Origin of the sequence: Vibrio sp. Of7-15, from assembly GCF_022347565.1 — a bacterium.
In the GTDB taxonomy this organism is placed as follows: domain Bacteria; phylum Pseudomonadota; class Gammaproteobacteria; order Enterobacterales; family Vibrionaceae; genus NORP241.
Window position 1 is genome coordinate 408,514 of the sequence record NZ_JAKRGH010000001.1, and the last position, 13,850, is coordinate 422,363.

Genomic DNA, 13,850 nt, shown 5'->3' on the forward strand with positions numbered 1-13,850 from the left:
TCCATGATACCTGTTTTATTCGTCAAAAAAATGTGAAAAAAATTTGCGACATTCCTATTGTTAGAGTGCTTTGCTATACATGAATTAGTCAGTTGGAATGAAGAATACGCCTAAAATCGGACATCAGTATATTGTTCATAATTAGTGATTAAGAGCTGTATAAAGTGAGCTTATCCCGATGCGTTCACCGTTGGTGACCATCGGGATTTTTATATACGGGCTACTGAAAGCTATTTTTAAAAAAGTCGATGAACAGGCGTACTTTTTGTGGCATATGGTCGAGCTTTGGAAAATAAATATAAGTTGGGGTTAAATCGCCTTGGAGATCGGAAAGGATGGAAACTAACAATCCTTTGTCGACTTCATCTTGCACAAGCTCTGAAGGCAAATAGGCAATACCTTGGCCAAGGGTTGCAGCGGTAATCAAAACTTCCGTATTGTTGGTTTTCATGGTGCCTTCAACTGTAATGGAGTCTGCTCCTAGTTGCCAGCTGGCTTTGCTCTCTAAGCCAAAATACAGGCAGTTATGCTCACTGATCTGCTTTGAGCTGGTGATTGGCTCGTGCTGTTTTATATACTCAGGAGACGCGTAAAGCTGATAATGCATATCAAACACTTTTTGGCCAATATAACTGCAAGAATTAAAGCCCGGTAATTCAGCGCAAAAGCTGATGTCTGCATGTGAAAGAGGTAAATCTTGGTAGTGGGCGACTTCTAATTCTATTTCAATGTTCGGGAAAAGTTGCTGAAATTCTTTACAACGCTGGACTAAAATGCGGTTAGTTAGGGGCTGCGGCGCAGCAATACGTAGTTTTCCTTTACTGAGTTGTCCTGATCCTGCGGTTTCATCTAATAAGCTTTGCCACTGATGGCTAAGTTGCAGACTTTGTTTATAAAACAGGCTGCCTGCTTCGGTTAGCGCGAGCTGGCGAGTGGTTCGCATTAACAATTGAACGCCTAATTTATCTTCTAGCCATGCAATGCGTTTTGTTACAACGGAAGGGCTTAAGCCTAATTGTTGGCCAGCTTTGGACATCGTGCCGTGCTCAACCACGCTATGAAACAGCAGCGTGCAGTTAAATAAATCCATTTATTATTTCTATTTTGGAAAGAATGACCGAAATATACCTATCTTTTTAGAAATATCCATATAAATGTTAATATTTTGTTTTTAAGACAAATAAAATAAATAAGATTAATAATTAAATCGTGACCCAGTTATCTTATTGGAGTTTATCTGCCACCATTTTTGCAAACATTGTTTGCGCTGTATTTGCTTAACTCTTGATTTGCTATAACAGCGTCTGAAAGACTTGCCTCTTACGTTACAAAGTGTTAACAATTGTTAAGGGAAAGATTTTAAGACTTAGCGTTAGAGAAGAAGCACCGAAGTATGTAAAAGAACAATAATGATAAGAATCGAAAGGGGTATCAGATGCTAGGAACAAGAAAACAAACCAGTGCACAAAAAGCGTTGTTAGCGGAACGAATTCAGAAACTCATTCGAGCCTTATCTGATGGTGTTTACGAACGCGAAGATACGATGAAGTTATGCCTTCTTGCTGCGTTATCAGGTGAAAGCGTATTTTTACTCGGCCCTCCAGGTATTGCAAAAAGCTTAATTGCGAAAAGACTCATTAAAGCATTTGATAATAGCAGTTACTTTGAATACTTAATGACACGCTTTTCCACACCAGAGGAAGTATTCGGTCCGCTGTCGATTCAAGAACTAAAAGATAACGGTAAATATGTTCGCTTGATTGATGGCTACCTGCCTACCGCGCAAGTTGTGTTTTTAGATGAGATCTGGAAAGCAGGCCCAGCGATTTTGAATACACTCTTAACTGTGGTGAACGAAAAAACGTTTAAAAACGGCAGTGAAGTGTTGCCTGTGCCAATGCGATTATTGGTGTCTGCATCCAATGAACTGCCAGATGAAGACAGCGGGTTAGATGCCCTTTATGATCGTATGTTAGTTCGTGTTTTTGTTAACCGGATTCAAAATAAGAATAACTTTAAGTCCATGTTAACCATGGAAACTCCACAAGAAACCGAGTTACCAGCAGGCCTAGCCATTACGGACGAAGAGTATGTTCAATGGCAACAAGACTTAGATACCTTAGAATTGCCCGAAGCCATTTTTGAGAAACTGTATCAATTAAAATCGATGCTGGAAGAGCGTGCTGAGTCGGGTGACATGGAAGGTTATGAAGCCGACCTTTATGTGTCGGATCGTCGCTGGAAAAAAGCGGTGAAACTACTGAAAGCAAGCGCGTTTTTTAATGGCCGTGATGCCATTAACCCAATGGATCTACTCTTATTACAAGATTGTTTATGGAATAGCCCTGAATCGCGCCAAATGGTGCGTAGTGTGATCCGTCAGTTTGCTACAGAGCATGCCTTTGAGCAGAGTAAAGTTCGCAGCCTTGTTCTGGATGCGAAATTAGAGCTGGAAGAGCTGGAAAAAGAAATTACCACCTCACTAGGCATGACGTACAACCACGAAACCCCCACGGGCATTATGCGTAAAGAATCGTTCAGTTATGACTTTTCTGGAGCTAAGCGTTACAGCGTAGGTTCTGCCCATAATTTGATCAAACTGGTGATGCTACAAGGCAATATGTCGGTTTCTGAAGGTGAAAAAGGGGACAGTCGCTGGGTGTACGTGAATGCGGATGATCTTGATAAAAAGATGAAAGAAGAAGGTAGCTGTGAAGTATATGGCTACGTAAACATGAACCCAAGCTTATGCATGTTGCGCTTTGAGCTGAATGCGTCCGAACAACTGGTGATAAAAGACATTGCCAATCGTTCTATCTTGGTGGGGCTGTGTGGCAAACAAGGGCCAACGATTGAACAACAAAACCGCTGGCAAGAATCAGGTCAGATGGCGTTGGATAAGCTGAATGAAGCGCAGCATGCGTTAAGGTTGTCTCGAAGCTCCTTTCAAGGTGCGTTGCCTCACTTATTTGTAGAAGAAGACTTACCACACATTATGGAAAGTAGCCTTCAAGAGCTGGCTTCAACAGTGGAATCAACGAAAAAATCCATAGAAAAAGTAGCACAACGAGTAACAAAAATTGGCGAGTTTTTTCTGTAATCGTCCTGAATAAATTAACAAAGGGGGAGGCCTATGCTTGGAGCAGATGGAGTAAATCTAGCGTTAATGATAGCAGACTCAGGGATGATCGAATCGGCTATGAATGAACTGGTACACCGACCACAATTAATGATGGTGGCTGAAAATAACCCAAACATGAAAAGATCGATTAAGGGTCATTTATTAAAGTGGCGAGGCAGCGTAAAAAAACGCATGACCAAAGTATGTGAAACTGAGCGTTTTCAAAAAGAGCTCGCCCTATATCAAGAAGTCGTATATTGGGATGAGGCCACTTTCTTTAATAAAATAAACGATATAGTCAAGCAGCTAGAATGGCATTCATCGTTTTATGTTGAAGCACGTCAATTGTTGGAAAGAGAGCAATCACTGTCAAACCCTATGTTCCCACACTATTTTTGTGAACAGTGGTACAAAAGCTTATCTGATGCAATTAAACAGGCGCAATTAACAGAATTAAAAGAAGATAAAGAGAAAGTATTAGCCGACTTATATCAGCGTATTGAAACACTCAAAACTATGGAAGAAGTAGCCACAGCAGGAGATGAAGCCCAGCTAGGCCGACTTTGGGATATGGCTGCGGCTAAATTGAGTAAAACAGACATCACAGTGATGAAGCAATACGCAAAATTTTTGCTGCGTAATCAAGGCTTACAAAAAATTGCCGAACAGCTTGGTCGAATGGCCAATGAGATTGATGATCCAAATAAAGATCGCACACGAAGTGAAGATCTGAAAATGGTGGAAGAGAAGAGCGATAATGTCACTGATGATATTGTTGGTGTTTATGAAAGCGATGATCTGAATAAGATGCTGCCAAATGAAACGCTCTTTTTGGCTCATCCAGAGCTTGAAGTGATTTTCTACAAACACCTAGTTGATAAGCGTTTGATGAATTATCAAATGCAAGGCACGCAGAGAAAATTACGTAAAGTAAAAGCCACAAAACCACAAGCCAAGAAAGTAGAGCAAGAAAAAGGGCCATTCATCGTGTGTGTGGATGCGTCAGGCTCGATGAGTGGTTTTCCAGAACAGTGTGCTAAGGCACTCGCGTATGGCTTAATGCAAATCGCTTTAGCAGAAGAGCGTGAGTGTTATGTGATTATGTTTTCAACCACCCAAATTACGTATGAGCTAACTAAGCAAGATGGTTTACGTGAAGTGAATGACTTTCTTTCTTATACATTCCATGGAGGAACTGATTTAAAGCCCGTTCTGGAGCAGTCTATTGAGCTCATGAGTGCAGATAAATATAAAAATGCGGATCTGGTTGTCTTGTCTGACTTTATCGCCCCATCGCAACCTGAGAAGGTTTTAGAGCATATTCACGCATTGAAAGAGAAGAAAAACCGCTTCCATGCAGTCAGTCTATCAAAATACGGTAATCCAGCATTGATGGATATTTTTGACCATTGTTGGTCTTATCATCCGTCTGCTGTTGGCCGACTGTTGAAATGGCGCTAACCGTTTAAAGAATGAAAAGCGGTTAACATAGGCAGTGATTTCAAACGAACTGTTATTTTGAGTAAGCAGTTATTTGAAATCAAAAGAGAAGAAGGTGTTATTTAGTGCCTTTTTCTTCTTTTACAAAGCCAATATCTGAAAAGCCTAGCTTCGCAAAATAATTGTGGCGGAAATCTTTTACACCTTTAACGCTGGTGGATGCCATTTCCACTTGAGTTAGCATATCGTGGTAACCCGCGATATTAACGCCTTCAGCTGCCGCAGCGGCTTCATGTGGCCCATGAAACTCACGGAAGGAAAATAAAATTTCTTTCGTTTCATTTTTATAGGTGTAACGTACTTTACGTGCCATGAATAAACTCCATCCAGACCATGTATTATCTCAATTTTGGTGTATTTAAGCATGGTAATGCTGTTGGAAAAAGAAATTTCTGACGTAGAATCAAACCTTATTGAGCATTTAGCGTGCGAAGTGCCCCAAGGAATAATATAAATAATGGAATTAAAAGAGTTACAGCATTACATCGGTGGGTTCGATAGCGACAAAGATTATCATCAGCATTATGTACTAAAGCTAATGGAAGAGGTTGGAGAGCTGTCTGAGGCCATCAGAAAAGGACAAACGCAAATTCCCACATCAGAAGAAGACATGAAAGGCACAGTCGGTGAAGAACTGTATGATGTTTTATATTATGTGTGTGCACTTGCCAACGTATATGACGTCGATCTTGAGCAGATGCACCGTATTAAAAATGAGATAAATAAAAAGAAATGGGGGAGAGAGACATAACATTTTAGATGCTTAGTGTGATTTTATTCGGCATCAATAGTTGGAAAGAACAGCACCGATAAATGGAACCGGTGCTGACATTTATTCTATTTTTAGTCGCCTAAGAACAGAATAATGCTAATTTTACAAAATCTTATTTAACAAAGATTTCGTTAAGTTCGCGTTTTAGACCAGGCTGGCGGCGTGCTTGTTTGATTTGCTTAACAATATCTTTAACACAGTTATGTAAAACTTGATCCAGAAGCTGAGCACGGTACTCTTCTTTTTGCTCATCGGTCATGTCTTCAGGTAGCTTGATGGTTTCAAACTCGCTCATGAAGTCTAGGCCTGCGTAAGCTTGACTTAGAGAAACTAGAGCATGAAACTGTTCGAAGTTATCCAATACTTTCTGAGCACTTGCTGGCATTGCGTCAAAGCTCTCTTGCACTGCAACTTCAGATACTTCGTGAATAGAAAGTAACATGGTCATCATTTCTTGAGGAACTTTTTCAAACTCGATGACTTTGCGAAGCTCTGGCGAGATTTCGTCTAGGTTAATTTCTGTTGGTTGTGTGTTTTCTGTCTCAGACATGTCTTAGTTCCAGCTATACTGATTAAAGATGAAATCCTAATCAGTCGAATAGAAATGTCAATTGTGAAATGTTCTATTTCTTTTGATTTTTGTCTGAAAGCTAATTTTTTAAGCGAATTAGCGCAAAGGATATGGTATATACTATTTAAATCAAACAAAAAAAATAATTATTTATATCAGTAGGGTACATCATGGCAACGATGCGAATAATGTTAGTTGACGATATTCAAATGGAGCGAATGCAACTTGCTATCCGCTTGAAACAGCTAGGCCATGAAGTAAAAGCGGTTGGTTCAGGTCAAGAAGCCATTTTAGAATACGCCAATTTTGATCCCGATTTAGTATTGCTTGATGTCAATATGCCAGAGATGAATGGCTTTGAAGTGGCTGAAAGGTTAAGGGAAATCTATGAAGAGTGGGTGCCGATTATCTTTTTAAGTGGCCATGAAGAGCCTGAAATGATTGCAAAAGCTATCGATAAAGGCGGGGATGACTACATCATCAAACCAGTTGATAAAATGGTACTTAGCGCCAAACTAAAAGCGATGCAGCGTATTGCTCAAATGCGTCATCAGTTAAAAGCAGCCACAGCTGAACTAGAAATTGCAAATGCAGCCTTACAAAAACAAGTTCATGAAGATGGTCTGACCAAGGTTTCTAACCGTCGTTATCTGGATCAGAAACTGGCTGCCCTGATTTCATGGCATGGACGTCATACTATGCCGCTTACCATCATCATGCTGGATGTGGATCACTTTAAGGCGTTTAATGACTTTTATGGCCACATTGATGGCGATCACTGCTTGCAGCAAATTGCTCACACATTAAAAGATACTTTTGGGCGCTCTGGTGAAGTGGTTGGACGCTATGGCGGCGAAGAATTTGTCGTCTTAATTAGTCATTGTGATAAAACACAAGCTGTTGAGCAGTGCCGTCGGCTAAAATCGGTGATTGATAAACTTAACATCTCTCACATTCGCTCCATGACTTCCGACAGAGTTACAGTAAGCCAAGGTGTGCTTTCTTGGGTTCCAACAGGTTTAGAATCCGTAGAAAATATTTATAAGATGGTAGATAAAGTGTTATACCAAGCCAAAGAGCAGGGCAGAGATCGTTTTGTGGCTGCGGAATTTATTTAAATACGCCTTGTTCAAACCGTTGGATCAAAAATTACCAAAACACTACTTTGTCTATCCATTGGTAAGGTAGTGTTTAAGAAATTGATTTAAAATTGTTCGAACAATCAGTTATAGCAAAATTAACCCTTTCTTTTTCATTTTTCTATGGCATTATAATAACCATCTCAGCGTGCATCGTATAATGGCTATTACCTCAGCCTTCCAAGCTGATGATGCGGGTTCGATTCCCGCTGCACGCTCCATATTATCTTATGCTAGATTAACAACAATCTCGTAAAAATATATATCAAAGTAAACAGTCTTGGAGTTGTCTAACTCAAATAAAGAGATTGTGTTAAGTTTTTCATCAGTATTATAATAGCTGGCAGTGTTGCCTATACTGTATAACTTACTCTTATACTAAAAATTTTCTACTTGCTACGAGATGATTAACTCTGTTTAGAGAATATTTTTCGGGTGTTCACTAAAGCCTTCCTATTTTAGTCACAATAAAAGTTATGATAAAATTATTCATAAGCCTGCATTCTCCTGAATTCAGATAATAAGTGCAACACTTATGGGAAAATTGTAAAGGGAGGCTAGCCGCGCTAACAGTGGTATTATTTTCATCGCCAAAATCAAAGCAGAATTACTATAAATGATCAGCAACTGACCGAAGGTTAAAGATATCAAATTTCAGTGCTTTTTACTGAAGGTTATTCACAAGCAAAAATAGACAAACCTAAGTTTGTCTATTTTTATTACTTTGTCTAAGTTTTAAACACTATGAGGCATAAAATATTATTCTTCGTAGCTTTCGATGCTAGGGCAAGAACAAATTAAGTTACGGTCACCAAATACGTTATCAACACGGTTTACTGTTGGCCAGTATTTCGCGTCTTTCGCTTGAACTGATGGGAAACACGCAATTTCACGAGTATATGGACGATCCCACTCATCAGACATCAGATCTACTTGAGTGTGAGGTGCATTTACCAGTGGGTTGTTTTCCAGTGGCCATTCACCAAGTTGTACTTTCGCCATCTCTTCACGGATTGCGATCATTGCATCACAGAAGCGATCCAGCTCAGCTAAATCTTCCGATTCAGTTGGCTCAATCATTAATGTACCAGCAACAGGGAAAGACATGGTTGGAGCATGGAAGCCGTAGTCCATCAGACGCTTAGCAATGTCTTCTTCACTGATCCCTGTTGATTCTTTCAGCGGACGAATATCAATAATACATTCATGAGCAATGCGGCCTTGTGTGCCACGGTAAAGAACAGGGTAGTGAGGACGCAAGCGTTCCATCACGTAGTTTGCGTTTAAAATAGCAAGACCAGTTGCATCTGTTAGGCCTTCACCACCCATCATAGCAATGTATGCCCATGAAATTGGAAGGATAGATGCACTACCGATGTTAGCAGCAGAAACCGCGTAATCAGTGCCTTTATCGCCATTCTCAACGTGACCCGGTAGGAAAGGTGCTAGGTGAGATTTAACACCAATAGGACCCATGCCCGGACCACCACCACCGTGTGGAATACAGAAGGTTTTGTGAAGGTTCAAGTGAGAAACGTCAGAGCCGATGAAGCCAGGGCTGGTTAAACCAACTTGCGCATTCATGTTTGCGCCATCAAGGTATACTTGACCGCCAGCGGCATGTACTTTTTCACAGACTTCTTGAACACCTTCTTCGTACACACCGTGTGTAGAAGGGTAAGTGATCATGATGCAAGAAAGATCGTTTTGGTGTTTCTCGATTTTCGCGTCTAAATCAGCAAGGTCGATGTTACCTAACTCGTCACACTTAACCACAACAACTTTCATCGACAGCATAGCCGCAGAAGCTGGGTTAGTACCGTGTGCAGAGCTTGGGATCAAACATACGTTACGGTGACCTTCACCACGATTAGCATGGTAGCGTTGAATCGCGATTAGACCAGCATATTCGCCCTGAGCGCCTGAGTTAGGCTGTAGAGAGAATGCATCGTAACCTGTGATTTCACACAGCATTTCACTTAGTGAATCAGCTAGCTCTTGGTAACCTTGTGTTTGTGAAGCTGGTGCGAATGGGTGCAGCGCTCCAAATTCAGGCCAAGTTACTGGGATCATCTCAGCAGCAGCATTCAGTTTCATGGTACAACTGCCCAATGGGATCATGCCGTGCGTTAGTGAGAAGTCTTTGTTTTCTAGCTTTTTCAGGTAACGCATCATTTGTGTTTCACTGTGATGCGTATTGAAAACAGAGTGAGTCAGGTACTCAGAAGTACGGCGACACGCCTCTGGAATAGCGGCAAACTCGTCAGAAGCGATGTCGGCAGTGAACATGTTTGCTTCTAATTTGTCTGCACTAAATACGTTGAATAGCGCTTCAACATCAGCAATTGTCGTGGTTTCGTCTAGGCTGATGCCTAACTTACCTTCAAGAAGACGTAGGTTCATGTCTGCTTGTTGTGCTGTGTCGAAAAGTGCTTTGGTTTGATCGCCAGTTTGAACAGTTACCGTATCAAAGAACGCACCGTGCTCCAGTTCATAACCTGCATGGCGTAAACCAGCCGCTAAAATTGCGGTTAGGTGGTGAACGCGGCGGCCGATCTTACGTAGACCTTCTGGACCATGGTAAACCGCGTAGAACGCTGCCATGTTAGCCAGTAGAGCCTGAGCCGTACAAATGTTTGAAGTCGCTTTTTCGCGGCGAATGTGCTGTTCACGAGTTTGCATTGCCATACGAAGAGCTTTGTTGCCTTTCGAGTCAATGGAAACACCGATCACACGGCCTGGAATCGTACGCTTATGCTTGTCTTTTGTTGCCATGAAAGCAGCGTGAGGACCACCGAAGCCCATAGGAACACCAAAGCGTTGTGCGCTACCGATCACGATGTCGGCACCCATTTCGCCTGGTGCTTTCAGTACTGTTAGGGCAAGAAGATCAGACGCGACAGCAACTAAAGTTTTCTTAGCGTGAGCTTGCTCGATAAGACCCGTTAGGTCACGAACTTGGCCTGTTGTACCTGGGTACTGAAGTAGGGCGCCAAACACATCATGCTCGTCTAGGTTCTCAGCCGCATCAACGATAACACTGTAGCCAATGTACTCTGCACGTGTTTTTACAACAGCGAGAGTTTGTGGGTGAATATCGTCGGCAACAAAGAAGCTAGAGCTTTTGTTTTTACCTGCGCGCTTACAGAAAGTCATTGCTTCAGCAGCCGCTGTGGCTTCATCAAGTAGGGATGCGTTAGCCAGCTCCATACCTGTTAAGTCCATTACCATTTGCTGGTAGTTTAGCAGCGACTCTAAGCGACCTTGAGAGATTTCAGGTTGGTAAGGCGTGTACGCTGTGTACCAACCTGGGTTCTCAAGTACGTTACGTAGAATAACGTTTGGAGTTACCGTGTCGTAGTAACCTTGACCAATGAAGCTACGTTTGATCTGGTTTTTACCTGCAATTTCTTTAAGTTTTGCAAGCATGTCTTTTTCGCTCATTGCGCCGTCAAGCTTCATCGCTTCTGGCAATTTAATATGAGCTGGAACTGTTTCTTCAATCAGGTGACCAATGCTTGTTACACCAATGGTGTCCAGCATTTTTTGCTGTTGCGCTGAGTCTGGGCCATTGTGGCGACGGATAAATTCCTTATCCGTGCTCAGGCTGTTGAGTAAATCTGTCATGACAAAACCCAATAAATTAGTCTTCGATGCTTTCTAGGTAAGCTTCTGCGTTTAATAGCTCAGCAAGTTGTGCTTCATCGCTTAGTTTGATTTTAGCAATCCAGCCACCTTCATAAGGTTCTTCGTTCACAAGCTCTGGGCTGTCTTCTAGCTCTTCATTGATTTCAACCACTTCACCAGAAAGAGGTGCATAGATGTCTGATGCTGCTTTTACAGATTCAACTAGTGAGAAGCTTTCTTCGATAGTTACTTCATCACCCACATCTGGTAAATCTACGAATACCACGTCGCCAAGTAGACCCTGAGCATGCTCAGAAATACCAACAGTTACTGTACCGTCGCCATTCTCTTTTACCCACTCGTGACTTTTCGCAAACTTTAGTGTGTTTTCCATGTGTCTTTCTCCAAAATTGATCCTAGAAAGGAATGCATCAAAATTTATAGTGTTAAAATTATTGGTAAAGCGGGAAACGGCCGCACAGCTTTTGAACTTGTTGCTTAACGCGTTGTTCAACTTCTGCGTTACCTTCTGGGTTTGCGACTAAGCCATCTAGCACGTCACCAATCCATTCACCGATTTGTTTAAATTCTTCGTTGCCAAACCCACGGCTTGTGCCTGCTGGAGTCCCTAAGCGAATACCGGAGGTGATCATAGGTTTTTCTGAATCGAAAGGAATTCCGTTTTTGTTACATGTGATCCCGGCACGTTCTAGTGCTTCTTCCGTTTGGTTGCCTTTCAAACCTTTGGGACGTAGATCAACAAGCATCAAGTGTGTGTCGGTTCCGCCAGTCACAATATCGCAGCCACGAGTTTGCAATACTTCAGCAAGAACTTTTGCGTTACTGATCACTTGATCGATATAAAGTTTAAATTCTGGCTCTAACGCTTCACCAAATGCCACCGCTTTACCGGCGATAACGTGCATTAGTGGGCCACCTTGAAGACCAGGGAATACTGCAGAATTGATTTTTTTATTGATGTCTTCGTGGTTGGTTAAAATCATACCGCCGCGAGGGCCACGCAGTGTTTTGTGTGTTGTTGTGGTAACAACGTGTGCGTGTGGCAGTGGGCTAGGGTGAGCACCTGTTGCGATTAGGCCAGCAATGTGAGCCATGTCTACCATTAAGATTGCGCCAACTTCGTCAGCAATAGCACGGAAGCGAGCAAAATCAATAGTACGAGGAATGGCAGAGCCGCCAGCGATGATCATTTTAGGTTGGTGCTCTTTTGCTAGCGCCAACACATCATCGTAGTTAATTTCTAGTGTTTCTTTGTCTACGCCGTATTGAACTGCGTTGAACCACTTACCAGAAAGAGCAGGGCGAGCACCATGAGTAAGGTGGCCACCAGCGTCTAAAGACATACCAAGAATGGTGTCACCAGGCTGAAGAAGGGCTAGCTTCACCGCGCCATTGGCTTGAGCACCAGAATGGGGCTGAACGTTTGCGTAACCACATTGGAAAAGTTGTTTTGCACGCTCAATAGCAATTTGCTCAACGGTATCAACGTACTCACAGCCACCGTAGTAACGACGGCCTGGGTAACCTTCAGCGTATTTATTGGTTAGGCACGTGCCTTGTGCCTGCATAACAGCTTTAGAAACAATATTTTCTGATGCGATCAATTCGATTTGTTGATTTTGGCGAGTCGCTTCAGATTGAATGCCGGCAAAAACAGCGCCGTCCATTTCAGCAAGGTTAGTTGAGAAAAAGCTCTCTAATTCGTGGTTCTGGTAAGATGTTTTCATGTTTATATGACCTATGTTTTCCTCTACTCCTTTTGATGGAGTTTTGAGGGCTATCCTTAAATAGTCAGTTCCTTGTGCTTTACTGTAGGGGTTAGGCACGACTGACGACGAAGGTTTTGGCAGCAAACTTTGTGGTAATGAATGCAAAAAGTTCAAAAGAAAAAGAGGCATTCCGTCGTTGTTTTGAGTTTACTGCTAAGGTTTTAATTCAATTTTGTTGTCCATCTAACAAGTACGTAACATAGCGCGCTTGAAAACATTATTCAATCACATATTTCCTATTGGAAACTTTATTTCCATATTTGCCACATAGCGCACCTTTTAAATACCTGTGTTCTCTTTAATGTTCAGTAATCTCTGTGTAACAATAACCCTACATGGAGAGAAGAATAAATAGAGAGAAATGAAATGAATGATGATATTCAGGATGAGTACCCATCAATGACGGTTGCCAAAGAAGCGCAAGAGCAAACAATTGAACCTTTGAAGCTTGGGCAGCGTTTAAAAGAGGTGAGAACAAATCTTGGTTTAACTCTTGAAGATGCCAGTAAGCGAACGGGGTTGGCTCGCTCTACCTTATCAAAAATTGAAAATGAGCAAATTTCTCCGACGTTTCAAGCGATGCAGAAACTGGCCAATGGCTTGCAAATTGATATGCCTCAACTCTTTGAGCCACCAAAGAAAAAAGTGGCTGCTGGCCGAAGAGATTTCACCTTAAAGGGACAAGGAAAACCACACCCAACCTCAACTTATGAGCATGAACTACTGGCTGTTCAATTATCAAACAAAAAGATGATGCCATTTAAAAGCCGTATTCGTGCAAGAAGTTTTGAAGACTACAGTGATTGGATTCGCCACGATGGTGAAGAGTTCCTTCTTATACTAGAAGGACAGGTTACTTTTCACTCTGAGTTTTATGAACCTATGCTCATGAATGAAGGCGACAGTGTTTATTATGATGCCAATATGGGCCACATGCTGACATCCACCAGCGAAGAGGACGCTTTAATACTTTGGGTTACAGCAAAGTAAATTTTTTGGGTGTTACAGAGCGTGATAACAAATAGCAAACGTTTGCGTCTGGTTTTGTAATTAATTGAATTATATTGTTTTTATTTTTGTAAGTGATTTCATTTTTCTCTTCATTCACTTAAATTTATTTGTTTTTAAATTGTTAAATATCACAAAATGAGTAGCTTTAAAGTTTTCCTGGGTTTAAAAGTTAGTCAACTTTATCTACTATAGGAAACACGCGTTAACAATTACGCATCATTTTTACAGTCGATAATACAAGCAGAATGAAAGCGCGATTATCAGCTGATGTAATCACGGAATAGTATTGAATTATGTGCCAACCGATTAGGTATTTCCC

Annotated in this window: 11 protein-coding genes and 1 tRNA gene; 6 read left to right on the forward strand and 6 right to left on the reverse strand. The window is 41.6% G+C overall.

Annotated elements, in window-relative coordinates:
* Nucleotides 1-220: 220 nt before the first annotated feature.
* On the reverse strand, nt 221-1,090 hold the full coding sequence (locus tag MHO82_RS01655) for a LysR family transcriptional regulator (protein ID WP_239182108.1): 870 nt from the start codon (nt 1,088-1,090) through the stop codon (nt 221-223).
* A 345-nt stretch (nt 1,091-1,435) separates the two neighbouring features.
* Here MHO82_RS01655 and MHO82_RS01660 point away from each other — a divergent pair, with 345 nt between their 5' ends.
* Nucleotides 1,436-3,100: an ATPase RavA domain-containing protein gene (locus MHO82_RS01660; RefSeq protein ID WP_239182109.1), complete on the forward strand. Its 1,665-nt coding sequence runs from the start codon at nt 1,436-1,438 to the stop codon at nt 3,098-3,100.
* Between the two features lie 33 nt (nt 3,101-3,133).
* On the forward strand, nt 3,134-4,582 hold the full coding sequence (gene viaA / locus MHO82_RS01665) for an ATPase RavA stimulator ViaA (RefSeq protein WP_239182110.1): 1,449 nt from the start codon (nt 3,134-3,136) through the stop codon (nt 4,580-4,582).
* Between the two features lie 97 nt (nt 4,583-4,679).
* Here the strand turns inward: viaA and MHO82_RS01670 are convergent, their stop codons facing one another.
* A complete protein-coding gene (locus MHO82_RS01670) occupies nt 4,680-4,934 on the reverse strand; it encodes a DUF2960 domain-containing protein (protein ID WP_239182111.1) in 255 nt (84 codons plus the stop codon).
* A 144-nt stretch (nt 4,935-5,078) separates the two neighbouring features.
* On the opposite strand from MHO82_RS01670, the gene MHO82_RS01675 reads away from it, so the two are divergent.
* Nucleotides 5,079-5,372 (forward strand): MazG nucleotide pyrophosphohydrolase domain-containing protein, encoded by a 294-nt coding sequence (locus MHO82_RS01675; RefSeq protein WP_239182112.1) that lies wholly within the window; start codon nt 5,079-5,081, stop codon nt 5,370-5,372.
* 133 nt (nt 5,373-5,505) lie between these two features.
* Here the strand turns inward: MHO82_RS01675 and MHO82_RS01680 are convergent, their stop codons facing one another.
* Nucleotides 5,506-5,943, reverse strand: a complete 438-nt coding sequence (locus MHO82_RS01680; protein ID WP_239182113.1) for a DUF3069 domain-containing protein — start codon at nt 5,941-5,943, stop codon at nt 5,506-5,508.
* A 191-nt stretch (nt 5,944-6,134) separates the two neighbouring features.
* Here MHO82_RS01680 and MHO82_RS01685 point away from each other — a divergent pair, with 191 nt between their 5' ends.
* Nucleotides 6,135-7,082, forward strand: a complete 948-nt coding sequence (locus tag MHO82_RS01685; protein WP_239182114.1) for a diguanylate cyclase — start codon at nt 6,135-6,137, stop codon at nt 7,080-7,082.
* 167 nt (nt 7,083-7,249) lie between these two features.
* A tRNA-Gly gene (locus MHO82_RS01690) sits at nt 7,250-7,324 on the forward strand.
* 538 nt (nt 7,325-7,862) lie between these two features.
* Here MHO82_RS01690 and gcvP read toward each other — a convergent pair.
* From gcvP to MHO82_RS01705, 3 genes are read right to left on the reverse strand one after another with little or no spacing between them, the layout of a single operon-like run.
* Nucleotides 7,863-10,730 carry an aminomethyl-transferring glycine dehydrogenase gene (gcvP, locus tag MHO82_RS01695; RefSeq protein ID WP_239182115.1) on the reverse strand — a complete coding sequence of 956 codons (2,868 nt, stop codon included), beginning with the start codon at nt 10,728-10,730 and terminating at the stop codon, nt 7,863-7,865.
* Between the two features lie 16 nt (nt 10,731-10,746).
* Entirely contained in the window at nt 10,747-11,124 is a 378-nt protein-coding gene (gene gcvH, locus MHO82_RS01700; RefSeq protein ID WP_239182116.1) for a glycine cleavage system protein GcvH, read from the reverse strand.
* A 58-nt stretch (nt 11,125-11,182) separates the two neighbouring features.
* Nucleotides 11,183-12,478, reverse strand: a complete 1,296-nt coding sequence (locus tag MHO82_RS01705) for a serine hydroxymethyltransferase (protein WP_239182117.1) — start codon at nt 12,476-12,478, stop codon at nt 11,183-11,185.
* Between the two features lie 408 nt (nt 12,479-12,886).
* On the opposite strand from MHO82_RS01705, the gene MHO82_RS01710 reads away from it, so the two are divergent.
* Nucleotides 12,887-13,510, forward strand: a complete 624-nt coding sequence (locus MHO82_RS01710) for an XRE family transcriptional regulator (RefSeq protein WP_239182118.1) — start codon at nt 12,887-12,889, stop codon at nt 13,508-13,510.
* Nucleotides 13,511-13,850 lie beyond the last annotated feature (340 nt).